This window comes from Kitasatospora sp. SolWspMP-SS2h, assembly GCF_003259315.1.
GTDB lineage: Bacteria > Actinomycetota > Actinomycetes > Streptomycetales > Streptomycetaceae > Kitasatospora > Kitasatospora fiedleri.
The window spans coordinates 191,360-217,527 of record NZ_QLLT01000004.1; the positions used below are offsets into that span (position 1 = coordinate 191,360).

Here is a 26,168-nt window from a genome sequence, read left to right on the forward strand (position 1 = left end):
CCGGGTGCAGGTCGGGACGGTCGTCCCACCCTTTCAGAGGCGGGCCCGGGATCGTAAGGGTCAACCGAAGGTAAAGGCATTCCCAAGAGGGTGACCTTCCCCACGCCGGGTCTCCCGTCCGGTCCGGGGCCGGGCCCGTCCGGTCCCGGACCGAGCGCGGGCCGAGCGCGGACCTAGCGCGGGGACGGCGGCGGGCCGGGAGTGGCGCGTCGGCTCCCGCGCGGCCTTCTGAACCGTCATCTGGGAGAGCGCTCTCCCGGCACGGTCCCGGGAAATCGAGATGTTGGCGCCAGGGTCTCTACTTTTCTCTCGCCATGAACTAACCTGATGCGGCGGCGTTTCCCCCAGGTGACGCTGAGGTTTCAAGCCACCCCCACGGCAGGCTTGACGCCCGGTGCATCCTGGTCCGACACTCCGCCTGGAGAGCGCTCTCCGCTGTTTTCCCCACCCCACCCACCGCTCACAGCAGGAGGAGCCATGCGGCTCGCCCCTCCCCCTTCCGGTGCCCCCATGCGCCGGACGCCTGCCGTACTCGCCGCGGCGGCCCTGGTCGCCGGTGCCGTCATGACGATCCCGGGCACCGCGCAGGCCGCGGACTCGCTGATCTCGCAGGGCAAGGCGGTCACCGCGTCGTCCATCGAGAACGGCGGCACCACCGCGGCCGGTGCCGTCGACGGCGACCTCGGCACCCGCTGGGCCTCGGCGGCCTCCGACCAGCAGTGGCTGCAGGTCGACCTCGGCTCCGTCTCCAGTATCAGCAAGGTCCAGCTGAACTGGGAGACCGCGTACGGCAAGGCGTACCAGATCCAGACGTCCAACGACGGCACCACCTGGACGACGATCTACTCCACCACCACCGGCGCCGGCGGCACCGAGGTGCTGAACGTCTCCGGCTCCGGCCGCTACGTGCGGATGAACGGCATCACCCGCGGCACCGGGTACGGCTACTCCCTCTGGGAGTTCCAGGTGTACGGCACCCTCGGTGGCACGCCCACCGGCAACCCGTCCACCCCGACGGGCGGGACCTGCTCCACCGACAACGCGGCCCAGGGCAAGACCGCCACCGCCTCCTCCACCGAGAACGGCGGCACCCCGGCCTCCGCCGCGGTCGACGGCAACACCGGCACCCGCTGGTCCTCGGCCGCCGCCGACCCGCAGTGGCTCCAGGTCGACCTCGGCTCCGTGCAGCAGCTGTGCAAGGTCGACCTCAAGTGGGAGGCCGCGTACGGCAAGGCGTACCAGATCCAGGCGTCCAGCGACGGCACCACCTGGGCGACGATCTACTCCACCACCACCGGCGCCGGCGGCAACGAGACGCTCAACGTCTCCGGCTCCGGCCGCTACGTGCGGCTGTACGGCACCCAGCGCGCCACCAACTACGGCTACTCGCTGTGGGAGCTGGGCGTGCACACCGGCGGCGGCACCTCCACCGTCCCGCCGGTGCAGGGCGGCGGCGACCTCGGCCCGAACGTGCTGGTCTTCGACCCGTCCACGCCGAACATCCAGGCCACGGTCGACCAGGTCTTCGCCAAGCAGGAGTCGAACCAGTTCGGCACCGACCGCTACGCGCTGCTGTTCAAGCCGGGCACGTACAACAACATCAACGCCCAGATCGGCTTCTACACCTCGATCGCGGGCCTGGGCCTGAACCCGGACGACACCACCTTCAACGGCGACGTCACCGTCGACGCGGGCTGGTTCAACGGCAACGCCACCCAGAACTTCTGGCGCTCCGCCGAGAACCTGCACCTCAAGCCGGTCAGCGGCACCGACCGCTGGGCCGTCTCGCAGGCCGCGCCGTTCCGCCGGATGCACGTCGAGGGCGGCCTCAACCTCGCCCCCGCCAGCTACGGCTGGGCGTCGGGCGGCTACATCGCCGACTCCAAGATCGACGGCCAGGTCGGCAACTACTCGCAGCAGCAGTGGTACACCCGCGACAGCTCCATCGGCGGGTTCTCCAACGGCGTGTGGAACCAGACCTTCTCCGGTGTCCAGGGCGCCCCCGCCCAGGGCTTCCCGAACCCGCCGTACACCACGCTCGACACCACGCCGGTCTCGCAGGAGAAGCCGTTCCTGTACCTGGACGGCAACGCCTACAAGGTGTTCGTGCCCGCCAAGCGCACCAACGCCCGCGGCACCTCCTGGGGCAACGGCACCCCGCAGGGCGCCTCGCTGCCGCTCAGCCAGTTCTACGTGGTGAAGGCCGGCGCCACCGCCGCCACCATCAACCAGGCGCTCGCCCAGGGCCTGAACCTGCTCTTCACCCCCGGCGTCTACCACGTCGACCAGAGCATCAACATCACCCGCCCGGACACCGTGGTGCTCGGCCTCGGCCTCGCCACCGTCATCCCGGACAACGGCGTGACCGCGCTCAAGGTCGCCGACGTCGACGGCGTCAAGGTCTCCGGCCTGCTGCTGGACGCCGGCACCGTCAACTCCCCGGCCCTGCTCCAGGTCGGCAACGACACCCCGGGCGCGAACCACGCGGCCGACCCGATCGTCATCCAGGACGTCTTCGTCCGGGTCGGCGGCGTCACCGCCGGCAAGGCCACCAACGGCATGGTGATCAACAGCAACAACACCATCGTCGACCACACCTGGATCTGGCGCGCCGACCACGGCGCGGGCGTCGGCTGGGAGAGCAACCGCTCCGACTACGGCTTCGTCGTCGGCGGCAACGACGTCCTCGCCACCGGCCTGTTCGTCGAGCACTTCAACAAGTACGACGTGTGGTGGAAGGGCAACGGCGGCCGGACGATCTTCTTCCAGAACGAGAAGGCGTACGACGCCCCCAACCAGGCCGCGATCCAGAACGGCAGCACCAAGGGCTACGCCGCCTACAAGGTCGAGAACAACGTCACCACCCACGAGGGCTGGGGCCTGGGCAGCTACTGCTACTTCAACGTCGACCCGACCATCGTGATGGACCACGGCTTCGAGGTCCCGAACGCCCCCGGCGTCAAGCTGCACGACGTCCTGGTCAACTCGCTGGGCGGCAACGGCCAGTTCCTGCACGTGGTCAACAACACCGGCGCCGGGACCTCCGGCACCGGGACCGTCCCCTCCAACCTGGTCTCCTACCCGTAACGGGAAACCACGGCCAGTACGGAACCGGCGGCCACCGTCCCCATGCCCGGGGCGGTGGCCGCCACCGTTTCGTCCCGCCGACCGCGCCGACCGCGCCGAACACGTCGACCGGGACGGGTGGGACGGACGCGCCGACCGGGACGGGCGGGCCGGCGCGAACGCGGAGAAGCCGGGCACCGCGCCCCGTGCAGGGGGAAGGGCGCGGTGCCCGGCGCGCCCTGCCGGGCCGGGGTGGTGCCGGGTGGGGCCCGGGCCGGCAGGGGTGGGGACGGACGGGCGGTGGGGGCCGCCCGGCCGCCTGGTTCGGACGGTGTGGGGTGCTGGCCCGGGACGATCCCCGGGGTGCGTGCGCACGTATCGGAGACCGCCGCCGGAGGCACCCGCCAACACAAATTCCGGCCCGGACGGAGAATTTCTGTTGGCGGCCACCCCCGCGGCCGGTCTCCGAGGACGGAGCGCGATCCCGTCGCTGCTCCCACCCCACGCACGCAGAGGAATGGACCCATGCCGCACACCGGACGCAGTGGACCCGACCCCGCAACGGTGACGGCGGCGCGCGCCGGGGACCGGCAGGCGCTGGAACACCTGGTGGCCCAGAGCCTGCCGCTGGTCTACAACATCGTCGGCCGCGCGCTGAACGGCCACGCCGACACCGACGACGTCGTACAGGAGACGCTGTTGCGCACGGTCCGCGGACTGCCCGACCTGCGGGACCCGGCCGCCTTCCGGTCCTGGCTGGTGGCCATCGCCGTCCGGCAGGTCCGCAACCGCCAGCAGGACCGGGCCGCGGCCCTCGACCGGTCCGCCCGGCTGGAAGAGGCCGAGGCGATACCGGACCCCGCGCTCGACTTCGCCGGGCTGACCGTCCTGCGGCTGGGCCTCACCGAACAGCGCCGCGAGATCGCCGAGGCCACCCGCTGGCTCGACCCCGACGACCGCGAACTGCTCGCGCTCTGGTGGCTCAAGGAGACCGGCGAACTCGAACAGGCCGACCTGGTCGCCGCGCTCGGCCTCAGCTCCGGCCACGCCGCCGTCCGGACCGGCCGGATGAAGAAGCAACTGGACCTCTCCCGCCTGCTGGTGCGCGCCCTGGCCGCCGACCCGCGCTGCCCCGGACTGGCCGAGACCGCCGCCACCTGGGACGGCACCCCCGGCCCGCTGTGGCGCAAGCGCCTGGCCCGGCACGTGCGCGACTGCGAACGCTGCACCGGCGGACGCGGCGAACTGCTCCCCGCCGAACGGCTGCTGTACGGCCTGCCGCTGCTGGCCGTCCCGCCGAGCCTCGACCCGGCCCGCATCCTCGCCGCGCTCACCCCGGACGGCGCGCATCCCGGCACGCACCCCGGCGCGCATCCCGGCGGCCCGTCCGGCCCGTCCGGTCCCTCCGGCCCCGCCGCTGACGGTCCGTCCAGCGGCGCTCCGGGCGGCCACCGGCGGCCGCGCTCCGCCCGGACGAAGCCGCTGCTCTCCAAGCCGGTGCTGGGCGGGGTGGCCGCGGTGGCGCTGGTGGCCGCCGCCGTCCTGGTCGGGGCCGAGCTCGCGCCGGGGCAGGACGCCGCCCCGGCGGCGGCACCCGTACCGGCCGGGGCCGTCGCGCCGCCCACGGCCGCCGAGGCGCCGGCGCTCCCGGCCCCCGACGGGACGTCACCACCGCCCTCGCCCGCGCCGTCCGACTCGCCCTCGCCCTCGTCCTCGCCTTCGACGTCCGGCTCCGCGTCGGCGTCCGCGTCCGGGTCCGCGTCGTCCCCCGCCGCCGCCCCGGCGCAGCAGAACCCCGTCGTCACCTCCGCGCGCAAGGGCGTCGGCGTGTGGTCCTTCACCGGGGTGAACCAGGCGCTCGCCGCCTCCGGCGCGGGCTGGTACTACACCTGGGCCCCGCAGCACCCCGGCATCACCACGCCCGCCTCGGCGTCCTTCGTCCCGATGATCTGGGGCGCGTCCTCGGTCACCGACGCCGCCCTCGCCCAGGCCCGCGCCAACGGCCCCTACCTGCTCGGGTTCAACGAGCCCGACATGGCCGCCCAGTCGAACATGACGGTCGACCGGGCGCTGGAGCTGTGGCCGAAGCTGATGCAGGCCGGACAGACCCTGGGCAGCCCGGCCGTCGCGTACGGGGCCGACACGCCCGGCGGCTGGCTGGACCGCTTCATGACCGGCGCCGCCGCCAAGGGCTACCGGGTCGACTTCATCACCCTGCACTGGTACGGCGGCGACTTCCGCACCCCGCAGGCCGTCCAGCAGCTGACCTCCTACCTGGAAGCGGTCCACCAGCGCTACCACAAGCCGATCTGGCTCACCGAGTACGCCCTGATCGACTTCTCCCAGGGCACCCGCTTCCCGACCGCCGACCAGCAGGCCGCCTTCGTCACCGCCTCCACCAAGGCCCTCGACGCGCTGCCCTACCTCCAACGCTACGCCTGGTTCGGCCTCGGCGCGGACCCGGCGAAGCCCAGCAGCGGCCTGTTCACCGACGGGACGACCGCCACCGCCGCCGGACGCGCGTACCAGGCCGCCCGCTGACGGCGCCGCCGCGCCGCCGTCCCGCCCGCCGACCCGTTGCGCGTACGGCCGGTGGCCGGTGGCCGGTGAGCGGCGGGCGGTCCGGCGGTGGCTCAGTGCGGTGCGCGGAAGCCGCCGAGCTGCTCCTCCAGGAGTTCGGCCAGGCGCAGCGGGGTGCGGTCCTCGTACATCGGGCCGATCAGCTGGACGCCGACCGGGAGGCCCCCGGCGGAGGGGCCGGTGGGGACGGCGGTGGCGGGCAGGCCCGGCATGGTGGCGAGCCCGGCCCAGACCAGCTGGTCGAAGTAGGGGTGGTCGGTGCCGTCGACGGTGATCCGGCGGCGCATCAGGTCGGGGTCGTGGTCGTGCGGGAAGGCCGGGGTGGGGGTGATCGGGGCGACCACGGCGTCGAACCCGGCGAAGAACTCCCGCCAGCCGTGGCGGTGCAGTTCGCGGCGGTGGTCGGCGGCCAGCCAGTCGCGGTGGGAGAGCGTCATGCCACGCAGCCGGGCGGCGTCCAGGCTGTGGTCGTCCTCGCTCAACCCGGCCGCGCGGGCGGCCAGTTCGCTGTGCAGGCCGGTGGGGAAGTGGGCGGTGCGGCCGGAGAACAGCAGCAGGGTGTAGAGCTCGGCGGCGTCGGCGAGGTCGGGCAGCAGCGGGCTGTGCCGCTCGACCCGGGCACCACCGGCGGTGAGCGCGTCGGCGACCCGGGCGAGGCCCGCGCGGACGTCGGCGCCGGTCGGGATGAACGGGTGCTCGTCCAGGACCAGGACCCGGAAGTCGCGCAGCCGGTCGTGCCGGGCGGCCGGCAGGCGCAGGGTGTGCGCCAGGCCGCCGGTCAGCGGGTCGGGCCCGGCCATCACGTCGAGCAGCAGGGACAGGTCGCGGGCCGAGCGGGCCATCGGACCGGCGACGGCCAGGTCGATGTCGGCGGGCAGCGCGGGGGCCGGCGGCGGGACCATGCCGCGGGTGGGCACCAGGTGCAGGGTCGGCTTGTGCGCGTAGACGCCGCAGAAGTGGGCGGGGGTGCGCAGCGAACCGGCGAGGTCGGTGCCCAGCGACAGCGCCCCGAACCCGGCGGCCAGGGCGACGGCCGAGCCGCCGGAGGAGCCGCCGCAGGTGCGGGTGCGGTCCCACGGGTTGGTGGTGGTGCCGTGGATCTCGTTGAAGGTCTGGATGTCCTGCAGCCCGAGCGGCACGTTGGTCTTGCCGAGCACCACCGCGCCCGCCGCCCTGACCCGGGCCACCTGGAGGGCGTCCTCGGCCGGGACGTGGTCCCGGAACTGCGGCATGCCCCAACTCGTGGGCAGCCCGGCCACATTGTACGACTCCTTGACCGTCACCGGGATGCCCAGCAGCGGCCGCTCCTCCCCCCGCGCCCGAGCCCGGTCGGCCTCCCGGGCGGCGTCCCGGGCCCGCTCGAAGTCCGGCACGCAGATCGCGTTCAGCGCCCCGTCCTCCCGCTCGATCCGGCCGATCGCGTCCTCGGTCAGCTCCACCGAGCTGACCTCCCCGGACCGCAGGGCCGCCGTCAGTTCTTCCGCCGTCGCGTGCGTCCACTTCTCCATGGAACGGGACCGTACGTGCCCCCGGTGAGGGGCACGAAATGCCGTGCGGGGCAACCGGATCGGCGGGACGGCGGCGACCGCGCGACGGCGTGACGGCGCGGCGGCGGTGCGGTCGGCGACTGCCCCGGCGGGCCGCGGGCGTCAGGGGAGCACGCCGAGCGGGGGGCCGCCGGGGGAGTGCAGGCGGCGGAGGAAGGAGAGGACGCCGGTGGTGCCGGTGGCGTGGCCGAAGGACTCGCGGAGCAGGCCGGCGTCGGGGAAGACCGGGTGGGTGGCGGGGCCGGCCGAGCGGGCCAGTACGAGGGTGGCGACGGTTCCTGCGGCGGTGTGGAACTCCGATGATCCGGGCGCGAGTTCGAGCATCAGGTCGCCCACTCCGGCGAGGCCGCAGCACTGGGTGACCAGGGGCATGCGCGGGGCCGGCGCCAGGCAGGCGCGGGCGCACCGTTCGGCGAGGACGCGGTGGGCGGGGACGTCGAGCTGGTCGGCGGCGCGGGCCAGGACGGCGCCGATCCCGGCCAGCCCCCGGCACCAGGAGCCGTAGCGACGGGTGGCGCCGGGCCGGGCGGCGGCGGCGAGCAGCGCGGGGACGGCCGCGGCGAGGCGCGCGCAGGCCCGGGCGGCGTGGTGCCGGGAGTCCGGGTCGCCGGTGGCGCGGGCGTGCGCGAGCAGGAAGTGGGCGACGCCCGCGTCCCCGTGGGCGATCCCCCGGGTGAGGGCGGCGTCGCCGGGACGCGGTACGGCGGGCGGGGTGAGGCGGGCGCGGCCGGTGGTCAGCCGGTCGCGGCAGGCCGTGGCGATGGCGAGGTGCCGGTCGGTGACGGCGGCGGTGGCGGTGACGGCGGTGGCGGTGGTGGCGGCCGGGAGGAGGCGGGCCAGCAGCAGGTGGCCGAGGCCGGTCCCGGCGACGCCGTCGATCAGGTCGGCCTCCGGCGGCCCGCCGCCGGGGCGCTGCTCCGGAAGTTCCGGCAGGTCCGGCAGATCGCGCAGGTCCTGGAGGTCCATCGTGCGTTCCAGGGGCGGGACGCCGGCGGCGGTCAGGAACAGGTCGACACCGGCCCGCCCGCAGTAGAACCCGGGCGGGAGCGTGCGGTCCTGGCGGGCCGTCCAGTCGGCGAGCGCGGCGACGGCGGCCGGGACGCCGGGGCGGTGCAGGTGGTGGAGGAGTTCCAGGCCGAGACCGGAGCTCCCGCCGTAGACGTCGACCGGGGTGGGGACGCCGGAGCGGTCGGCGCGCGCCGGGTCGGCGATCCGGTGGGCCTGGGCGACGCAGCGGGCGACGGTGTGCTCGACGATCTCCGCCAGCCGGTCCCGGTCGGGCGGGACCGCCGCCGCTACCACCGCCGCCGTCGGCGCGGTGCGCGGCGCGGAGGCCGGTGGGCGCGGCGGGTCGGACTCGACGGCCTTCGGGGTGAACTCCGCTGGGCGGTAGGGGTGATGTCCTCTTGCGGAGCGGCTGCCGTGGCGCAGCCGCTCCGCGCCGACGGCCCGGATCCCGGCGTCGGGACTTGTCAACTCGCCGATCAGGGCGCGGAGTCGGCGGTGGGCGTGGCCGGGGAGGGCGAACTCCAGGCAGGTGAGGGTGCGTTCACGGTTGACGGCCGGGTCGGGGTCGAGGACGACCGGGTCCAGGCCGGTGGCGGCGAAGTGCAGCGTCATGCCCAACGCGTGGTAGTCGTCGGCGGGTTCGGCCGGGATGCCGGGCCGGTGCACCGGCCCGCTGTAGCCGGGGGTGGAACCGTCCGGTCCGGTGCCGTGGCGCGCGCTGATGCCGAAGTCGACCAAGTGGCAGCGCCCTTCGGCGTCGAGGACGACGTTGTCGGGCTTGAGGTCGCGCACCACCACGCCCCGCCGGTGGACGCCGTCCAGCACCCGCAGCAGCCGGACGGCGAGCGGGCCGGGCGCGCGCGGGTGGTCCGGTCCGGCCGCGGCGAAGGGCCCGTGGTCCTGCACCTCGCGGCGCAGGTCGCGGCTGCCGCAACTGGTCGTGACCAGGTACTCGTCGGCACGGTGGCGGAAGTAGTCGAGGGCGCGCGGGACGCCGGGGACGCCGTCGAGCGCGGTGAGCACGGCGTGCTCGTTGCGCAGCCGGTCGCGGGCGTCGGAGCCGTCCGTGTCCTCGGCGACGTGGGCGCGGGCCTGCTTGACCACCACGGCCAGCCCGCTGACCAGGTCCAGGGCCCGGTAGACGTTGCCCTGCGCCTTGCGGGCGATCCCGCCGGTCACCCGGTAGCGCCCGCCGCCGAACCCGGGCCGTCCCGCCTGTGCCCCCGCCGGCCCGGACGGCCCGTCCACCTGCCCGGTCGCCGCGTTCGCCCCGGTCGCCGCGCCCGTCCCGGCCGGACCGGCGTCCGCGGGGCGGGCGAACGGGTCTGCGGCCCACGGCGGGCAGCGGTACGCGGTGCCCGCCAGGCCGTCGAAGAGGCGCCCGTCGGGGCCGGTCATCACGGATTCGAGGCGCCCGCTGCGCCCGGTGCGGTAGTCGCCGGTGAACGGCCCGTAGCGGTAGTAGACGGGCGAGTCGGGGTCGAGGCGGCGGTCCCCGGTGATCGGCGGCCCCTCCCGGCCGCGCAGGGCGGCGGCCAACTCGGTGGCGAGCGGCAGGAGTTCGTCCGGCGGCGGATAGACGGTGATCGCCTTGCCGACCGAGGCGGCGTCCCGGGCGCCGGAGTTGAGGGTCCGCAGCACTTCGGGGTCGCGGGCCCACTTGGCGTGGCAGACGTGCCGGGCCAGCACCGGCAGGACGAGCGCGAGGACGGCGTCCAGGGTGCCGGGGCGGGCGGAGACGTGGAGCTTCCAGCCGTGCTCCATCGCCGGCATCCGCGGATCGTTCAGGTACGACCAGGTGTCGTCGGACCAGGGGCGGCGGCCGGCGATGGGGCCGGTCACCGTCAGGAGTTGAAGTCGCAGGCCACGCGGGTGGTCGCGGTCACCCAGGGGTCGGACAGGCAGGCGGTGGGGCCGTGGTCGGTGCGGTCGTCGTCCTCGAACACCAGGGTCTCGTCGTCCACGGCCAGCGGGCCGGCGTCGCGGATCGCGGTGGGGGTGGCAACGGGCATGTGACGCCTCCAGGTCTTGTCGCGCGTCCGGCGCGGCCGCGGGTCTGCGCCCGGCGCCGTGGACCGCCCGGCCCGGTCGGGCCGAAGTCCTGGGGCACGAAGGTAGGCAGGAACGCCGCACCTGGCAAGGGGGCGGACGGACCGCTTCCGCGCCGGCGGCCGACCGGCGGGAGCGGTGGGGCGGGCGGGACGGGCGGAGCGGAAGGGGCGTCCGGCACAGAGCTGACGGACCGTCAATTCCACTATCGGGCAGAGACGTTGCTCCCCTCGGCGTCGATGTCCGGGAGGAGTCGGCCCAGCAGTCGCGGGGTCCACCAGGCGGCGTCGCCGAGCAGCGTCATCGCGGCGGGGACCATCAGCAGGCGGACCACGGTGGCGTCGATCAGCACGCTGACGGCCAGGCCCAGGCCCATCATCTTGACCACCACGTCGTCACTGACCACGAACGCGGCGAACACGCTGACCATGATCAGGGCCGCGCAGCCGATCACCCGCGCGGTGGTCTCCAACGCGTGCGCGACCGCGCCGCGGCTGTCGCCGGTCCGCCGCCAGTGCTCGTGGACGCGGGAGAGCAGGAACACCTCGTAGTCCATGCTCAGGCCGAAGACGATGGCGAACATCATCATCGGGACGTAGCTCTCGATCGGCACCTTGCCCGCCACCCCGAGCGCCGGCCCGCCCCAGCCCCACTGGAACACCGCGACCAGCACCCCGTACGAGGCGGCGATCGACACCAGGTTGAGGACGGCCGCCTTCAGCGCGACCAGCGGGGCCCGGAACACCAGCAGGATGATCAGGAAGGCCAGCGCGACCACCACCGCGATGATCGGCAGCAGCCGGGCGGCGATCAGGTCCAGGAAGTCCACCTGGGCGGCGGTGGTACCGGTGACGTACGTGGTGGCGGGCGTGCCCCGGACCGCGTCCGGCAGCACCGTGTCGGAGAGGTGGCCGACCAGGTCGGTGGTCCGTTGGCTCTGCGGGGCCTGCGCGGGCGTGACGGTGGTGAACAGCACGTCGCCGTCCGCGCTGGTCTCCAGCGGCGCGGTGCCCGCCGCGTCCGGCACGCCGGTCAGCGCCTGCTGGACGGCGGCGGCCAGCGCCGGACGGTCGGACGCGGCGACCGCGCCCTGGTCGACCACCACCGTCAGCGGGCCGTTGGAGCCCGGGCCGAACGCCGCCGACATCAGGTCGAACGCCCGCCGGTCGGTGAACGAGGCCGGGTCGGCGCCGTCCCCGACGTGCCCGAGCCGGATCGACGGCAGCGGCACCGCCAGCACCAGCACCGTGACCAGGCCCGCCGCCAGGTACCACCACGGCCGGCGCTCGACCCGCCGTGCGTACCGGTGCCACAGGCCGCTCGCCGACGCCCCGCCCGGGCCGGTGCCCTCGGCCACCGGCGGGCGCACCGTGAAGCGGTCCATCCGGCGGCCGACCACGCCCAGCAGCGCGGGCAGCAGCGTCAGCGCGCCGCACACCGCCGTCACCACCGTCACGGCCGCCGCCAGGCCCAGCTTCGCCACGAACGAGATGCCCGACACCGACAGGCCCGCCAGCGCGACCACCACCGTGGTGCCGGAGATCAGCACCGCCCGGCCGCTGGTCGCCACCGCGTGCCCGGCCGCCGCCCCCGGGTCCCGGCCGTCCATCAGGTTCTGCCGGTGCCTGGTCAGCAGGAACAGCGCGTAGTCGATGCCGACCCCCAGCCCGATCATCGTCGCCAGCGTCGGCGCGACCGTCGCGAAGGTGGTCAACGCCGCCAACAGGCCCAGCAGCCCCAGGCCCAGCACCACCGCGACCAGCGCGCTCACCAGCGGCAGCCCCGCCGCGACCACGCTGCCGAACCCGGCCAGCAGCACCACGACCGCGACCCCGAACCCGATCAGCTCGCTCACCCGGTCGCTCGGCTCCGGCCGCGCCAACTCGCCCAGCGGACCGCCGTACTCGACCTCCACGCCCGCCTGCCGCAGCGGCGCCACCGCCGCGTCCACCTGGTCCAGGTAGTCGTTGCCGAAGGTCGCCAGTACGCCGTCGAAACGCACCGTGACGTACGCCGTCAGCCCGTCCGCGGCCAGCGGCCCGCCCGGCTGCGGGGCCTGCCCCGGCGGCGGCAGCGGGTTCTGCGCCGACAGCACGTGCGGCAGGTGCTGCAGGGAGGTCACCGCCTGGTCGACCTGCGCCTGGAACTGCGTCAGCGGCTGCCCGTCGTGCAGCACCACCTGCGCGCCCGTCCCGCCCGCGGCCGGCTCGTGCGCGGACAGCACGTCCGCGCCCTCCTGCGCCTGGGTGCCCGGCAGCGAGAAGTCGTCCGAGTACGCGCCGCCCACGGCATGGTTCGCGACCTGCGCCCCCACCAGCACCAGCAGCCAACCCGCGAGCACCACCACCGGATGCCGGGCGCACCACCCGCCCAGCCGCCACAACCGCCCCCGGGACGGCGGCCCGGACGCCCCCGCCGGACCGGGCCCCGACGCCGACGCTGACGTGCTGCTGGACGAAGACATCAACCCTCCCAGGGGCGCAACGCCACCACCCGCGCACGGTGACCGAACCCCGACGGTAGGACGCGCCCCGCCCCCGCCCCGGCCCGCCGCCCCGCGACACGGCCAGGCCCACCCGAACGCCGCCACCCCACCGGCCGGGCAGGCCGGTACGCGTGACGGTCGGACGGTCGTACGGTCAGGCGATCGGTTGATCGGCCTGTCGGTTGGCAGGTTGGTCGACTTGTCGGTTGGTCAGTTGGTCAGTTGGCCAGCAGGTCAGTTGGTCAGCCGGTCAGTTGGTCGGTCCAGGAACGCTGTTCGGCGGTGTCCGGTACCGGCAGGCCGCGGGCCCGGGTGATCCGCGCCCACGCGTCGTCCGGCTCCGTGCCGCAGCGGACCAGCACGGCCGCCGCCAGCAGCGAGGACCGCCCGATCCCGGCCCGGCAGTGCACCGCCAGGTGGCCGCCCGCGTCCAACCGTCGCGCCAACTCGTCGATCACCGGCCGGACTTCGGCCAGGACGGGAACGGTGCGGTCCGGGATCGGCACCGCCGTGAAGCGCAGCCCGGCGGCCCGGACCAACCCCGGCTCCGCGCCCAGCCCGAGCTCGACGCACTCCGGCACGGTCAGCGCGCTGACCACCTCCGTCACCCCTAGCACGGCCAACCCCGCCACCTCCTCCGCGAGCCAGTCACCGCCGCGCGGCCGGGCCATGGTGCTCAGCAGCCCGGGGCCGGGCCGCTCGATCGTGAACAGGGTGGGACGCATGACGGCACGGACCTCCGGGACGGGGGAGAAGGGAACGGCGTTCACCGGCACGGACCTTGGCGCGGGCGGTGACCGAGGCGGCGTCGGCCCGGCGGTCGGCAGGACAGCGGACCGGGGCGTCGACACCGAGGGAACGACCGGCCGGCCGGGCGCGAACGGGCACGAGAAGAGGCGCACGGTGCGGCGGCGGGCGGTGCCCCGAGCGTAGCACCGCCCGTCGAACGGCCCGTCAGGACGTCGGCGACCCTGGCTGTCCTGCCGTCCTGCCGTCCTGCCGCTCCCCGCCCCACCCCGTCGATGCCCGCTGAGACGGGAACCGGCGGCCACCGACGGCGCGTTGCCCCCGGGTGCCGAAGAGTTTTGCGCGCCGCCCGCGGCGCGGACGCGCGGGCGCGGTTCCGGGAGGGGCGGGCGCTGGTGGCGGGCATCGACGTGGAGCGGGTGCGGCGGGAGACGGCGGGGGTCGGGCGGGTGGTGCACCTCAACAACGCCGGGGCGGGGCGTGAGGGGGCGGGTGTCAGCTCGCCGTGCCGGGTGCCGTTCCGGATGCCGGCCGGTCCGGCTGCTCCGGTGGTGCGGGGTGGCCGGCCAGGCCGTGGAGGAGGAGGTCGGTGAGGGTGTCGACCACCTCGGTGTCGTCGTGGGCGGGGTGGTCGGCGGTGAGCAGGGCGTAGGAGAGCAGGCCGAGCATCGCGCCCATCGCGGGGGCGAGCAGGGCGGGGTCGCCGGGGAGGGGGCGGCCCTGTTCGCGGAGGTATTCGAGGTGGTCGCGGAGGACGTCGGTGTCCGTGGTGAGGCGCTGCCAGGCCCGGCCGGAGCGCGGGCCCGCGGCGACGATCGACTCGAACAGGGCGATGGTGACCGGCAGGTGGTCGCGCATGGCCTGCCAGGACGCACCGAGGTGGGCGCGCAGTTGGTCCCGGTCGCCGAGGTCGTGCTCACGCGGGTGGACCCGGGCGACGACCTGGCCGCGGGCCTGGGTGCGGACGTCGTCGAGCAGGGCGCGCAGCAACTCGTCCTTGTCGGCGAAGTGCGCGTAGAACGAGCCGGTGGCCCGACCGGCGGCCGCGGTGATGTCGGTGATCTTCGTGTTGAGGTAGCCGCGTTCGACGAACTGCTGCCGGGCGGCCTCCAGTAGCGCCGCCCTGGTCCCCGCCGCCTGCGCCTTGCGCACGCCCATCGCGTCCAGCCTCCCTTGACCCGCTGCCCGGCCTGCCGCCGTGACCTGGCGCCGTGACCTGCCGTCTCGACCCGCTGTCTTGACCCGCCGTTCGTGCCGACAGCATACTGACGCCCAGTTCGGTGAATTAATATTCATTGAACCTCGATTCAGTGAGGGGTGGGCCATGAAAGCGGTAGTCATCGGTGCGGGGGTGGCCGGCGCGGCGAGCGCGATCGCGCTGCGCAGGATCGGCGCCGAGGTCACGGTGTACGAGGCGTACCCGGACCCGGCCGGCCGGGTCGGCGCGTTCCTGGGCCTGGCCGTCAACGGACTGCGGGCGCTGGAGTCGCTGGGCTGCCTGGACGAGGTGCGGGCGGCGGGCTTCGAGGTCGACCGGCAGCTGATGTGGTCGGGGCGCGGCAAACTGCTGGGCGACGTGCCGCGCGGCCGGGCGGCGGACGACCCGCTGCGCGCGGTCACGCTGATGCGGGCCGACCTGGTCGCGGCGCTGCGGGCGGCGGCGGTCCGGGCGGGCGCGCGGATCGTGCTCGGCGAACGACTGTCCGGTCCGGACGGCGGGACGGAGAGGAGCCCGGCGGCCGGTCCGGTGGCGGCGGCGATGGCCGGTGCGGACCTGGTGGTCGGGGCGGACGGGCTGCGCTCGACCGTCCGGCAGGTGCTCGACCCGGGCGGGCCGGAGCCCTCGTACGCCGGGCTGTACGGGGTCGCGGGCGTCGCGGAGGGGGTGCCGGAGGCGGGCCCGGGCCGGACGTTCAACCTGACCTTCGGGCGTCGCGGCACGTTCCTGCACCTGCCAGCGCCGGACGGCACCGTGTGGTGGTCCGCGCAGCTCGTCGGCCCCGTGCCGCCGGGCGGGCCCGCGCTCGGGGCGGCGGAGGTGGCCGAGGTCTTCGCGATCGAGGAGGTGCCCCGGCGGATTCTCGGCGCGGCCCGGGTCGAGGCGGCGACCCTGTTCCACGTCCTGCCGCCGGTGCCGCGCCGCCAGGACGGGCGGCACGTGCTGGTCGGCGACGCGGCGCACCCGGTGGGCGCCGGGCAGGGCGCGTCCATGGCGCTGGAGGACGCGGTGGCGCTGGCCCGGGCGCTGCACGCCGGGCCCGACCGGGCCGCCGCCCTGGCCGCGTTCGACCGGGAACGGACGGCCCGCGCCGGGAAGCTCGCCCGCACGGCGGCGGCCAACCGGGACGCCAAGACCGCGGGTCCGTTCGCCGCCCGGATGCGGGACGCGGTGATGCCGCTGGTGTTCGCCCGCGGCTACGCCCGGACGACGGGCTGGCTGCACGACTACCGGCCGGGGGCGCTCCCGCGCTGAACGGGCGCCGGGGGCGGGCTCCCGCGCGGGTCGGCCTCGCGGGAGCCCGCCCCCGTCCGGTCGGGGTGTTCCGTCAGGGTGGCGAAGTGATGCAACGTCAGAAAGGGTGCTGAGTAGTAAAGTTGGGCAGGAGCGGCTCCGGTCGGCTCCCAGGGGCGGAGGGCCGACCTGAACCGTTCGGGCTACCGGCCGTTCCGGCCCCCGCCCCGGCCGCCGCCCCGGCCCCCGCCCCGGCTCAGCGGGCGCCGAGCAGGTGCTCGACGGCCAGCTGGTCGAGGTGCTCGAAGGCCATGCCGCGCTCGGCGGCGGCGGTGACGTCGAAGTCCTCGAACGCCGAGCGGTCGGCGAGCAGCGCGGACAGGCCGTCGTCGGCGGTCGGCCGGGCGAGCTGGTCGAGGCGGGCGGCGCGCAGCGCCTCCTGCACCTGCGGGTCGGCGCGGAAGGCCAGCGCGCGCTCCTTGAGCAGCAGGTAGTTGCGCATGTTGCCGGCCGCGGAGGCCCAGACGCCGTCGAAGTCCTCGGTGCGCGGCGGCTTGAAGTCGAAGTGCCGCGGGCCCTGATAGTCGGAGGACTCCAGCAGGTCGACCAGCCAGAACGCCTGCCGCAGGTCGCCCGCGCCGAACCGGAAGTCCTGGTCGTACTTGATGCCGGACTGGCCGTTCAGGTCGATGTGGAACAGCTTGCCCGCCCACAGCGCCTGCGCGATGCCGTGCGGGAAGTTCAGGCCCGCCATCTGCTCGTGGCCGACCTCGGGGTTGACGCCGACCAGTTCGGGGCGCTCCAGGCGCTCGATGAAGGCGAGGGCGTGGCCGATGGTCGGCAGCAGGATGTCGCCGCGCGGCTCGTTCGGCTTCGGCTCGATCGCGAAGCGCAGGTCGTAGCCCTGCTCCGTGACGTAGTCGCCGAGCAGGTCGAAGGCCTCCTTCATCCGGTCGAGGGCGACCCGGACGTCCTTGGACGCGCCGTGCTCGGCGCCCTCCCGGCCGCCCCAGGCGACGTACACGCTCGCGCCCAGCTCGACCGCCAAGTCGATGTTGCGGACGGTCTTGCGCAGGGCGTAGCGGCGTACGTCGCGGTCGTTGGCGGTGAACGCCCCGTCCTTGAAGACCGGGTGGGTGAACAGGTTGGTGGTGGCCATCGGCACCCGCAGGCCGGTGGACTCCAGGGCGGCGCGGAAGCGCTTGACGACCGCCTCCCGCTCCGCGTCCGAGGAGCCGAACGGGACCAGGTCGTCGTCGTGGAAGGTCACGCCGTACGCGCCCAGCCCGGCGAGCCTCTCCACCGTCTCGACCGGGTCCAGGGCCGGACGGGTGGCGTCGCCGAACGGGTCGCGGCCCTGCCAGCCGACCGTCCACAGGCCGAAGGTGAACTTGTCGGCGGGGGTGGGGGTGAGCTGGCTCATCTCGTACTCCAAACGCTGGTGATCGACCGGGTGGATCGACCGAGGGATCGACCGGTGGCCCGACGCGAATCGGGGCCGGAACCGACGGTAACCCGGATCGGGGTCTATTCGTCAGGCCAAAAGACAAATTAATATGGCCGAGCCCGGGAGGGAAGCCCCCGGGCGCAACACCCGACGGAACCTCGCCCCGGCCGAACCCCCACCCCGGACGGCCGCACACCGGCGCCGGACGACCGCAGACAGGAGCACGCCCCCATGGCACACCCGCAGGTGGTGATCGGCGTCGACAGCTCGACCCAGTCCACCAAGGCCCTGGCCGTCGACGCCGAGACCGGCCGCGTCCTCGGCGAAGGCCGCGCCCCCCACCGGGTCGACTCCCGCCACGGCCAGGAGAGCGACCCCGCCCAGTGGTGGGACGCCCTCACCGCCGCCGTCGCCGCCACCGGCTGGGCCGACCGCGCCCAGGCCCTGGCCGTCGGCGGCCAGCAGCACGGACTGGTCACCCTGGACGCCGCCGGAGCCCCCGTCCGCCCCGCCCTGCTCTGGAACGACGTCCGCTCCGCGCCCCAGGCCGCCGAACTGGTGCGGAAGTTCGGCGCGGACCGGTGGGCCGCCGAACTCGGCAGCGTCCCCGGCGCCTCCTTCACCGCCGCCAAATGGGCCTGGCTGCGCGCCACCGAACCCGAGCACGCCGAGCGCACCGCCGCCGTCCGCCTCCCGCACGACTACCTCACCGAACGGCTCACCGGCACCGCCACCACCGACCGCGGCGACGCCTCCGGCACCGGCTGGTGGACCCCCGACGGCTACCACCCCGCCGTCCTCGACCACCTCGGCCTCGACCCCGCCCTGCTCCCCGCCGTCACCCCCGCCGGAACCCCCGCCGGCCACGCCCGCCCCGGCGGACCGCTGCGCCCCGGCACCCTCGTCGCCGCCGGCACCGGCGACAACATGGCCGCCGCCCTCGGCCTCGGCCTCACCGCCGGCACCCCCGTGCTCAGCCTCGGCACCTCCGGCACCGTCTACACCGTCGCCCGCCACCGCCCCGCCGACCCCACCGGCACCGTCGCGGGCTTCGCCGACGCCCTCGACGGCTGGCTCCCGCTCGCCTGCACCCTCAACTGCACCCTCGCCGTCGACCGGATCGCCACCCTGCTCGGCCGCGACCGCCAGGACGTCGAACCCGGCGGCACCGCCGTCCTGCTGCCCTACCTCGACGGCGAACGCACCCCCGCCCTCCCGCACGCCAGCGGCCTGCTGCACGGCCTGCGCCACGACACCACCGCCGGCCAACTCCTCCAGGCCGCCTACGACGGCGCCGCGTACTCGCTGCTCGCCGCCCTCGACGACGTCCTCGCCGTCGACGGCCCCGACGCCGCCGATCCCGAACGGCCGATCCTGCTGATCGGCGGCGGCGCCCGGGGCCGGGCCTGGCAGGACACCGTCCGCCGGCTCTCCGGCCGACCCGTCCAACTGCCCGCCGCCCGCGAACTGGTGGCCCTCGGCGCTGCCGCCCAGGCCGCCGCGCTGCTCACCGGCGAGCGTGCCGACGCCGTCGCCCGCCGCTGGGGCACCGCCGACGGCCCGGTGCTGCCCGCCCTGGCCCGGGACGACGCGGCACTCGAACGGATCGGGACTACCATTTCGCAGACGACCGCCCTTCAGGGGGACGGCCCGCGCTGACCGGAACCCGACCCTCCGGCCGGGACCGCCGCACCCCGCCGGGCGGCCGCCCCGACCGGACGGGACGGGTCGACCGGACGGGACGGGTCGACAGGACGGGACGGGTCGACCGGACGGGCGGTGAACGGCAGACGGGCCGTGAACGGCAGGCGGCGGACGGACGGTGCGGCGGACAGTGGCACGGAGGGACAGGGCGGACGTGGCAGAGGACGGGCAGCAGCAGCCGCCTGACGGCGACCCCGGGACCAGGCGCGGCCCCGCCTCCCAGCAGGACATGCGGCGGCAGAACCTCGCCCTGGTGATGCGCACCGTCGCCGCCGCCCACCCGCTCTCCCGCGCCGACGTGGCCGGCCGCACCGGGCTGACCCGGACCGCCGTCTCCAGCCTGGTCGACGAACTCATCGGCGGCGGCCTGCTGCTGGAGGGCGAACTGGAGCGCAGCGGCCGGGTCGGCCGCCCCGGCCGGGCCCTGGTGCTGAACGGGGACGGACCGGCCGGGCTGGGCCTGGAGATCGGCGTCGAGCACCTCAGCGCCTGCGTCCTCGACCTGCGCGGCGAGGTCCGGGTCGAACTGCACCGCCCCGCCGCGAACGCGGCCCGCTCCGCCGGGCAGACCCTCGCCGAACTCGCCGAACTCGCCGACCGGGCCGAACGCGAGGCCGTCGCGCTCGGCCTGCGGGTGGTCGGCCGGGTGCTCGCCGTCCCCGGCAGCGTCCCGCTGGGCAGCCCCGCCAACCAGGTCGAGCACGCCCCCAACCTGGGCTGGCACCAGGTCGACGTCACCGAGCTGTGGCCCGGCCCCGGCACCGCCCCCGCCGTCGAGAACGAGGCCAACCTCGGCGCGCTGGCCGAACTCTGGCAGGGCACCGGCAGCGGCACCTTCGTGCACATCTCGGCGGGCGAGGGCATCGGCGGCGCGCTCGTCCTGGACGGGCGCCTGTTCCGCGGCGTCCAGGGCTTCGCGGGCGAACTCGGCCACCTCACCGTCCGCCCCGACGGCCGCCCCTGCTCCTGCGGCGCCCGCGGCTGCCTCGAACCGTACGCGGGCCTGGCGGCGGTGCTCCGCTCCGCCGGGTTCACCGACGAACTGGACGAACTGGACGGGCTGGACGGGCCCGACAGGTTCGACGGGCTCGACGAGTCGGACCGGCTGGACCGGTCGGAGCGGTCGGACGGTTCCAGCGGGGCGCCGGGTGCGACAAGCCTGACGGGGCGTCAGAACGGCGACCCCATCGCGGAGTTGGTCCGCCGAGCGGAGCAGGGCGACCCGGCGACCCGGCGCGCGCTCCGGCACGCCGGCACCGCGCTGGGCACCGCGCTGGCCGCCGCGGTCAACCTGGTCGACCCCGACTCGCTGGTCCTCGGCGGCGGCTACGCCGACCTCGCGCAGTGGCTGCTGCCCGCGATGCGGACCGAGCTGGCCGCGCTGATCCGGGTCCGCCCCTGGCCCGAAGAGGCCCTGCGGGCCTCGCCGTTGGGCCGCCGTGGTCCCGTCCTCGGCGCGGCCCTGGTCACCGTCCGCAGCCTGCACTCCGACCCGGCGGGCCTCTGGCTGGCCGAGACCGCCTGACCGGACGCGCCTCCACCGCTCCGGCCAGGGCCTTCCGGCCGCGTGGTGCGGTGCGGCGGGTGCACCGGTGGCCGGGCGCGTGGTGCTGGGCGGGTGCGCCCGGCCACCGGAGTGCGGGGGAGGGGCCGGAGGGCGGTGGGAGGGTCAGCGGGGCAGCGGGGCCGAGCGCAGGCCGCGGGCGGTGAGGGCGGCCAGGACGGCGGGCAGCGCGGTGACGGTGTTGCGGTTGCCGTGGTCGTGCAGCAGGACGGTGTCGCCGGGGCGGGCCACGGCCACCGCGGCGGCGACCTCGGCGGGCGGGGTGCCGTCCCAGTCGCGGGTGTCGACCTCCCAGAGCGTCTCGGTCAGGCCTGCGGCGGTGGCGAGCGAGCGGATCGCCGGGTCGGTGTCCCCGTACGGCGGTCGGAACAGCGTCGGCGGGCGGCCGGTGAGCGCGGTCAGGAGCCGGTTGGTGCGCTCGATCTCGTTCCGGGCGGCGGATCGCGGCAGGCCCGGCAGGGAGGGGTGCGACCAGCTGTGGTTGCCGATCGCCATGCCGGCCCGGTGCAGGGCGCGGACCAGTTCGGGGTGGCGTTCGGCCTGGGCGCCGCAGAGGAAGAAGGTGGCGCGGTGCCCGGCGGCGGTGAGCGCGGCGAGCAGTTCGGGCGTGGAGTCCGGGTGCGGGCCGTCGTCGAAGGTCAGCGCGAGGGTGTCGGACGGCGGTGGGGGCGGCGGCAGCGGGCCTGCGGCGTCGGGTGGGGGCACGGGTGCGGACTCGGCCATGGTGCCCCTCCTGACGGGTCGAAAATTTCGAACTCCGGCCGAATGTTACGGCGCGACCCGGACGACGGTAGGGGAGCCCGGCGAGGGCGTCAACCACCCGCGCGCGGCCCGGAGGGTCCGGAACCGCGTGCGGGTGAGTGAGGGGGGCGGCGAGGGTGGGCGGGGTGCCGCTCAGGCGTCGGCGGGTGGCGGGGCGGTGCTGGCGCGGACGACCAGGCTGGTGGCGAGGTCGACCCGGGTGGCGGAGGGGTGCTCGCCGCGGCCCAGGCCGATGGCCAGCCGGGCCGCGGTCTCGGCCATCTCCACCAGCGGCTGGCGCACCGTGGTGAGCGGCGGCCCGACCCAGCGGGCCAGCGGCAGGTCGTCGAAGCCGACCACGGAGAGGTCCTCCGGCACCCGCAGGCCCAGTTCGCGGGCGGCCTCGTACACGCCGAGGGCCTGGAGGTCGTTGCCCGCGAAGATCGCGGTGGGCCGGTCGGGCCGGGTGAGCAGGGCGCGGGCCGCGGCGTACCCGGCCTCGTGGTGGAAGTCGCCCTCGTGGATCAGCTCCGGGTCCACCGGCAGCCGGGCAGTCCCCAGCGCGGTGCGGTAGCCGTCGATCCGGGCGCGGCTGCACATCATGCCGGACGGCCCGGAGATCATCGCGATCCGGCGGTGGCCCAGGTCGAGCAGGTGGCGGGTGGCGGCGAGGCCGCCCTGCCAGTTGCCGGTGCCGACGGCGGGCACCCCCTCGGCCGGGTCGCCGGCCGGGTCCAGCACCACGAACGGGATGTCGCGGCTGGTGAGTTGGTCGCGCTGGGCGGCGTCCAGCTCGGACAGCACCAGCACCACCCCGGCCGGCCGGCGGGCCAGCACGCCGTCCACCCAGGTCTGCCCCGGGGTGAGCCGCCCCGCGGACTCGGAGAGCACCACGCTCAGCCCCTCGTCCCGGGCGACGTTCTCCACCCCCCGGATCACCTCCATCGCCCAGGCGCTGTCGAGCTGGTGGAAGACCAGGTCGAGCAGCCGGGACGGCGGCGCGGCGGTGCGGCGGCGCTGGTAGCCGGTGCGGCGCAGGATCTCCTCGACCTTGGCCCGGGTGGCGGGCGCGACGTCGGCCCGGCCGTTCAGCACTTTCGAAACTGTCGGCGCCGAGACGCCGGCCGCCCGGGCGATCTCCGACAGCGTCGGTGCGGGGTCGGGTTCGAGTTCTGCAGCGCTCATGGGACGGATAGTAGCGCCCCCGAGAAACAGGGCGGGACGGTGCGCGAACCGGGGACCGTCCCCGGCGGGCGGCCCCGGCCCGGGCGGTCGCGCGGCGTAGCGCCACCGCAACATTCGGCAGTCGAACGAAACCTTCCGGTGGCCGTGGAGTCCGCCGGACCGGCCGCCCGGCCCCCGGGACGCGCCGGGGCCGCCACCCGGTCAGGTGACGGCCCCTCGGCTCCGTCCCCGCCCGCGGAGCAGCAGTCGGCGGACCTCACGGCGGCGGGCACCGGTCGCCGCCCACCGGAACGACGGGACGCGGTGCCCGGTGCGCGGAGTCGGCTGCCGCGGGTCAGCTGCAGTGGGAGTGGAACTGGTTGTTGATCTCGCCGTTGATTTCGCCCTCCCAGTCGATGCACGCCCCCGGCGCGTACAGGTACACGGGACCGGCGTAGGTGGTGTAGAAGTCCAGGTCCTGCTTCCACTGGGTGGTGCCGCTCTTCTTGATCGACGCACCGACGTCCACCAGGTAGGAGCTGGGGTGGCTCCGGACCGTCACGACGCAGTTGTAGCCGTTGGAGCTGTTGTACGTGAGGAAGACCGTCCCTCCGGCCAGCGGCAGGGTGTCGATGACGCCGTACCCGGAACCGCACACGCCGTTGTAGGTGGCCGCCTCGGCCACCGAGGGGGTGACGGCGACTGCGGTGGCCGCGACCGCGGTGACCGCCGTCGTGAGGGCGGCCCGCTTGAGGAGCTTCTTCATGATTCCACCTGTCCTTGTCCGCTGCTGTGATCCGGCGGGCGGCCGACGTCGTACCGGTGGGGTGATCGCTCCCGGCCCCCGCGGTCATGCTGCTGGACCGGCGTATCGTCACGGTGGCGTCCGCGTATCGCCCGGCCCGGCGGGTGAACGGGAGGGCCGGACGGCGGCGGCGCGCGGCGCGCAGGAGGGCCGGGCCCGGAGCGTGCCGCATTAACGAGGGAGAACTTCGGGGCGAACAGCGTCGGCGTGGGAGGGATTCCACTTCCGGACTTCCTCTGTGCACACATAGCGTTCGCGGCGTGACGATGTGCGTCCGGTCCGTGGTCCACGCGGGGCGGCAGGGCGTTCGGTGGCGCGGCCGGGGAACGGCCGTGGCCCGGCAGACGATCCGGGGGTAGCGGCGGTGCGCGGGGAGGGCCTGTTCACGGAGCGGGCGCCGAACGGGCGGTTCCAGTGGCAGCTCAAGGCGATGAACGGCCGGGTGGTGGCGGTGTCCTCCTCCGTCCACGAGTCGTCCGTCGACGCCGAACGGGCGTTCGCGGAGCTGGTGGCCCTGGGGCCGGCGCTGGTGGCGCGGATCACCCATGTCCGCGACGGGCTGGGCTGGACCTGGGTGGTGCCGGGGCCGCGCGGTAATCCGTTGGTCAAGTCGAGCCGGGCGTACGAGCGTTACGCGACCTGCCAGAACGCGTTCCGGCGGTTCATGGCGCTGGTGGCCCGGATGGCGGAGACGGCGGAGGCGGCAGCGGCGGAGGCCCCCGCCCCCGTCGGACCCGGTGGCCGGCCCGGCAGCGGATTCGGTGGCCGGCCCGGCGGCGGGCCCGGGCCCCGGGCCGGGGGCGGTTCGTGAGCACGGTGGAGACCGGCCGCGGCCCCCGGCTGGTGCCGGTGCGCGGGGCGGACGGCCGGGTCGGCTGGTCGCTGGTGGCCGCGAACGGCAGGCGGCTCGCCTCGGCCGCCCGCGCCTACCGTGACGACCGCGAACTGGCTCTCGGAATAGGGGAGTTGCTGGCCGAACGGGCGGCCCTGCGGTTCGTCCTGGGCCAGCGCGAGGACCGGCTCTGGGTCTGGACGGCGCACCTGCCCGCCCGTACCACCCGGGCCGGCGCGGGCGGCGGCGAGGCGATCGCCCGCAGCGCCCGGGGCTACCTGCGCCGCGACCAGTGCCGGCAGAGCGTGACCGCCTTCCTCCAGGGCGCCGACCACGTCCAGCGGCTGCGCCGCCTGGGCGGCGGCTCGGCCCTGTCGCCCGGCTGGTAGGCGTACCGAGGCCCCTCAACCCCCTTGCGGAGGGGGTGTGTCGGCATACCTCCGAGGGCGGTCGGCCGGAGCCGTCCCCGGCCTCCGGCGCGGGGCCGGAGGCCGCCCGGACGGATGCGGGCGAGGGGCGGGGGTTGTGCGGGGCTGGTGCAGCGGGAGTGAAGCGGAGATGGCCGGGGTGACCCCGTGGGCACACCTGGAGAAGAACGCCTCCGTGGTGCGAAGGGTGGCCGACGGCCCGTCAATCACCTTGCTGAGCAGTCGCTTTGAGAGGACGGGCGGAGCATCGGCGGCGGGGCGGCCGGGGGAGGCGGTGCTTCCGGACGGCGGGCGGTCGCGGCGAGGATCACTCCGCCGGGAAGCCGCGGAGCTCTCCGGCACCGGGCCCCGCCAGGCCCGGTCCAGCTAGGACTTTCCTTGATGGAGGAACAGGACCATGCGTCACACCGCTGCCAAGGCGTTCGCGGCCGCCGCGATGACCGCCGCCGCTCTCGCCACCGTCGCCGTCCCGGCGATGGCTGACCCGGCCACGGGTGTCACCCCGGCCGCCCAGGACATCGTCGGTGCCGGTTCGGACACCACGCAGGCTCTGCTCAACCAGTTCTCGGTCGACTACAACGCCACCCTGGGCGCGGGCTCCACCCTGCCGCACCTGTACAGCTGGGACGCGACCGGTTCGGCCACCATCACCCCGAAGGCCGGCGCCGGCACCATCACCCGTCCGAACGGCTCCGGCGCCGGCATCTCCGCGCTGAACGCCAACACCAGCGCCACCCTGGACTTCGCCCGCTCCTCCCGCACCCGGCAGGGCACCGACCCGGCCACCATCCTGTTCGTGGCGTTCGCCAAGGACGCGGTGACCTGGTCGGCGAAGTCCGGCGGCAACGCGCCGACCAACCTGACCACCCAGGACCTGAACGACATCTACTCCTGCAAGGCCGGCAAGACCAACTGGTCGAACTTCGGCGGCACCGCCGGCACCATCAAGCCCTACCTGCCGCAGCTCAGCTCCGGCACCCGCTCCTTCTTCCTGGGCGCCATCGGCAACCCGGTCCTGGGCGCCTGCGTCGTCAGCGGCCCGGAGGAGAACGAGGGCACCGACGCCGCGCTGAACGACCCGAACGTCATCTTCCCGTACTCCGTCGGCCACTGGGTGGGCCAGGCCAACGGCCACACCACCGCCACCGACAACAAGGGCAACCTGACCCTGCGCAACATCAACGGCGTCGCCCCGCTGACCGGCACCGGCACCCTGAACGCCGCGTTCGCCAACCCGACCTACGGCCGGGTGCTCTACAACGTGGTCCGCGCCGCCGAGTGGAACGCCAGCCCGGCGACCACCCAGAGCACCGCTCTGCGCGCGATCTTCGGCCCGACCGGCTACATCTGCTCCACCCCCGGCCGCGCCAGCATCACCAGCTACGGCTACCTCAACCTGGCCGCCGCGTCCTGCGGCTCGACCATCTGACGCTCCCGCACCGGGTCCGTCACCCCCGCACCACCCGCCGCCCGTCCCGGCCACACCCCGGGACGGGCGGTGGCCCTTGGCGGCACCAGGTACGACCACGCACCACCGCGCGCCACGCCT

Annotated in this window: 18 protein-coding genes; 8 read left to right on the forward strand and 10 right to left on the reverse strand. The window is 75.2% G+C overall.

Annotated elements, in window-relative coordinates; translation table 11 throughout:
• Positions 1-510: 510 nt before the first annotated feature.
• Complete coding sequence (locus tag K353_RS06775; protein ID WP_111552656.1) at positions 511-3,087, forward strand: discoidin domain-containing protein; 2,577 nt, start codon at positions 511-513, stop codon at positions 3,085-3,087.
• Positions 3,088-3,591: 504 nt separating this feature from the next.
• On the forward strand, positions 3,592-5,607 hold the full coding sequence (locus K353_RS36795; protein ID WP_111552657.1) for a sigma-70 family RNA polymerase sigma factor: 2,016 nt from the start codon (positions 3,592-3,594) through the stop codon (positions 5,605-5,607).
• Positions 5,608-5,699: 92 nt separating this feature from the next.
• On the opposite strand, the gene K353_RS06785 is transcribed toward K353_RS36795, so the two are convergent.
• From K353_RS06785 to K353_RS06805, 6 genes are all read right to left on the reverse strand, one after another.
• A complete protein-coding gene (locus tag K353_RS06785; RefSeq protein WP_111552658.1) occupies positions 5,700-7,154 on the reverse strand; it encodes an amidase in 1,455 nt (484 codons plus the stop codon).
• A 141-nt stretch (positions 7,155-7,295) separates the two neighbouring features.
• A complete protein-coding gene (gene lanL, locus K353_RS06790; RefSeq protein WP_111552659.1) occupies positions 7,296-10,043 on the reverse strand; it encodes a class IV lanthionine synthetase LanL in 2,748 nt (915 codons plus the stop codon).
• Between the two features lie 2 nt (positions 10,044-10,045).
• Positions 10,046-10,213 (reverse strand): SflA family class IV lanthipeptide, encoded by a 168-nt coding sequence (locus K353_RS34785; RefSeq protein ID WP_199528016.1) that lies wholly within the window; start codon positions 10,211-10,213, stop codon positions 10,046-10,048.
• Positions 10,214-10,455: 242 nt separating this feature from the next.
• The gene (locus tag K353_RS06795; protein ID WP_111552660.1) at positions 10,456-12,714 is read right to left on the reverse strand and encodes an MMPL family transporter; all 2,259 of its coding nucleotides are present in this window, start codon (positions 12,712-12,714) and stop codon (positions 10,456-10,458) included.
• A gap of 263 nt (positions 12,715-12,977) precedes the next feature.
• Positions 12,978-13,460 (reverse strand): dual specificity protein phosphatase family protein, encoded by a 483-nt coding sequence (locus tag K353_RS06800; RefSeq protein WP_111552789.1) that lies wholly within the window; start codon positions 13,458-13,460, stop codon positions 12,978-12,980.
• A gap of 517 nt (positions 13,461-13,977) precedes the next feature.
• Positions 13,978-14,640, reverse strand: coding sequence for a TetR/AcrR family transcriptional regulator (locus K353_RS06805; RefSeq protein ID WP_111552661.1), 663 nt, complete (start codon positions 14,638-14,640; stop codon positions 13,978-13,980).
• A 166-nt stretch (positions 14,641-14,806) separates the two neighbouring features.
• Here K353_RS06805 and K353_RS06810 point away from each other — a divergent pair, with 166 nt between their 5' ends.
• On the forward strand, positions 14,807-15,955 hold the full coding sequence (locus tag K353_RS06810; protein WP_111552662.1) for an NAD(P)/FAD-dependent oxidoreductase: 1,149 nt from the start codon (positions 14,807-14,809) through the stop codon (positions 15,953-15,955).
• Positions 15,956-16,190: 235 nt separating this feature from the next.
• On the opposite strand, the gene xylA is transcribed toward K353_RS06810, so the two are convergent.
• Entirely contained in the window at positions 16,191-17,357 is a 1,167-nt protein-coding gene (gene xylA / locus K353_RS06815; protein ID WP_111552663.1) for a xylose isomerase, read from the reverse strand.
• Between the two features lie 255 nt (positions 17,358-17,612).
• Here xylA and xylB point away from each other — a divergent pair, with 255 nt between their 5' ends.
• Together xylB and K353_RS06825 are read left to right on the forward strand one after the other, a co-directional pair.
• Entirely contained in the window at positions 17,613-19,040 is a 1,428-nt protein-coding gene (xylB, locus tag K353_RS06820) for a xylulokinase (RefSeq protein WP_111552664.1), read from the forward strand.
• Between the two features lie 199 nt (positions 19,041-19,239).
• Positions 19,240-20,610, forward strand: coding sequence for an ROK family protein (locus K353_RS06825; protein WP_111552665.1), 1,371 nt, complete (start codon positions 19,240-19,242; stop codon positions 20,608-20,610).
• Between the two features lie 144 nt (positions 20,611-20,754).
• On the opposite strand, the gene K353_RS06830 is transcribed toward K353_RS06825, so the two are convergent.
• The 3 genes from K353_RS06830 to K353_RS06840 all read right to left on the reverse strand — a co-directional run bounded on the left by K353_RS06830 (position 20,755) and on the right by K353_RS06840 (position 23,320).
• Complete coding sequence (locus K353_RS06830) at positions 20,755-21,372, reverse strand: polysaccharide deacetylase family protein (protein ID WP_111552666.1); 618 nt, start codon at positions 21,370-21,372, stop codon at positions 20,755-20,757.
• Between the two features lie 171 nt (positions 21,373-21,543).
• Complete coding sequence (locus K353_RS06835; RefSeq protein WP_100835064.1) at positions 21,544-22,575, reverse strand: LacI family DNA-binding transcriptional regulator; 1,032 nt, start codon at positions 22,573-22,575, stop codon at positions 21,544-21,546.
• 334 nt (positions 22,576-22,909) lie between these two features.
• On the reverse strand, positions 22,910-23,320 hold the full coding sequence (locus K353_RS06840; RefSeq protein WP_111552667.1) for a spore-associated protein A: 411 nt from the start codon (positions 23,318-23,320) through the stop codon (positions 22,910-22,912).
• Positions 23,321-23,723: 403 nt separating this feature from the next.
• Between K353_RS06840 and K353_RS06845 the strand changes: the two genes are divergently transcribed.
• The 3 genes from K353_RS06845 (at position 23,724) to K353_RS06855 (ending at position 26,048) form a co-directional block, all read left to right on the forward strand.
• Positions 23,724-24,170 (forward strand): DUF1508 domain-containing protein, encoded by a 447-nt coding sequence (locus K353_RS06845; protein ID WP_111552668.1) that lies wholly within the window; start codon positions 23,724-23,726, stop codon positions 24,168-24,170.
• Positions 24,167-24,580, forward strand: coding sequence for a hypothetical protein (locus K353_RS06850; RefSeq protein ID WP_111552669.1), 414 nt, complete (start codon positions 24,167-24,169; stop codon positions 24,578-24,580). The genes K353_RS06845 and K353_RS06850 overlap by 4 nt, the downstream gene beginning before the upstream one ends.
• A gap of 436 nt (positions 24,581-25,016) precedes the next feature.
• The gene (locus tag K353_RS06855) at positions 25,017-26,048 is read left to right on the forward strand and encodes a PstS family phosphate ABC transporter substrate-binding protein (protein WP_111552670.1); all 1,032 of its coding nucleotides are present in this window, start codon (positions 25,017-25,019) and stop codon (positions 26,046-26,048) included.
• The last annotated feature ends 120 nt before the right edge of the window (positions 26,049-26,168 follow it).

What these genes read in the sequence shown, in the direction of transcription:
- K353_RS06775 (WP_111552656.1), top strand. Translation starts at nt 511, where the DNA reads ATGCGCCGGACGCCTGCCGTACTCGCCGCGGCGGCCCTGGTCGCCGGT.
- K353_RS06810 (WP_111552662.1), top strand. Translation starts at nt 14,807, where the DNA reads ATGAAAGCGGTAGTCATCGGTGCGGGGGTGGCCGGCGCGGCGAGCGCG.
- K353_RS06830 (WP_111552666.1), bottom strand. Translation starts at nt 21,372, where the DNA reads ATGGCCGAGTCCGCACCCGTGCCCCCACCCGACGCCGCAGGCCCGCTG.
- K353_RS06795 (WP_111552660.1), bottom strand. Translation starts at nt 12,714, where the DNA reads ATGTCTTCGTCCAGCAGCACGTCAGCGTCGGCGTCGGGGCCCGGTCCG.
- xylA (WP_111552663.1), bottom strand. Translation starts at nt 17,357, where the DNA reads ATGAGCCAGCTCACCCCCACCCCCGCCGACAAGTTCACCTTCGGCCTG.
- K353_RS34785 (WP_199528016.1), bottom strand. Translation starts at nt 10,213, where the DNA reads ATGCCCGTTGCCACCCCCACCGCGATCCGCGACGCCGGCCCGCTGGCC.
- xylB (WP_111552664.1), top strand. Translation starts at nt 17,613, where the DNA reads ATGGCACACCCGCAGGTGGTGATCGGCGTCGACAGCTCGACCCAGTCC.
- K353_RS36795 (WP_111552657.1), top strand. Translation starts at nt 3,592, where the DNA reads ATGCCGCACACCGGACGCAGTGGACCCGACCCCGCAACGGTGACGGCG.
- K353_RS06785 (WP_111552658.1), bottom strand. Translation starts at nt 7,154, where the DNA reads ATGGAGAAGTGGACGCACGCGACGGCGGAAGAACTGACGGCGGCCCTG.
- K353_RS06855 (WP_111552670.1), top strand. Translation starts at nt 25,017, where the DNA reads ATGCGTCACACCGCTGCCAAGGCGTTCGCGGCCGCCGCGATGACCGCC.
- K353_RS06835 (WP_100835064.1), bottom strand. Translation starts at nt 22,575, where the DNA reads ATGAGCGCTGCAGAACTCGAACCCGACCCCGCACCGACGCTGTCGGAG.
- K353_RS06800 (WP_111552789.1), bottom strand. Translation starts at nt 13,460, where the DNA reads ATGCGTCCCACCCTGTTCACGATCGAGCGGCCCGGCCCCGGGCTGCTG.
- K353_RS06805 (WP_111552661.1), bottom strand. Translation starts at nt 14,640, where the DNA reads ATGGGCGTGCGCAAGGCGCAGGCGGCGGGGACCAGGGCGGCGCTACTG.
- K353_RS06840 (WP_111552667.1), bottom strand. Translation starts at nt 23,320, where the DNA reads ATGAAGAAGCTCCTCAAGCGGGCCGCCCTCACGACGGCGGTCACCGCG.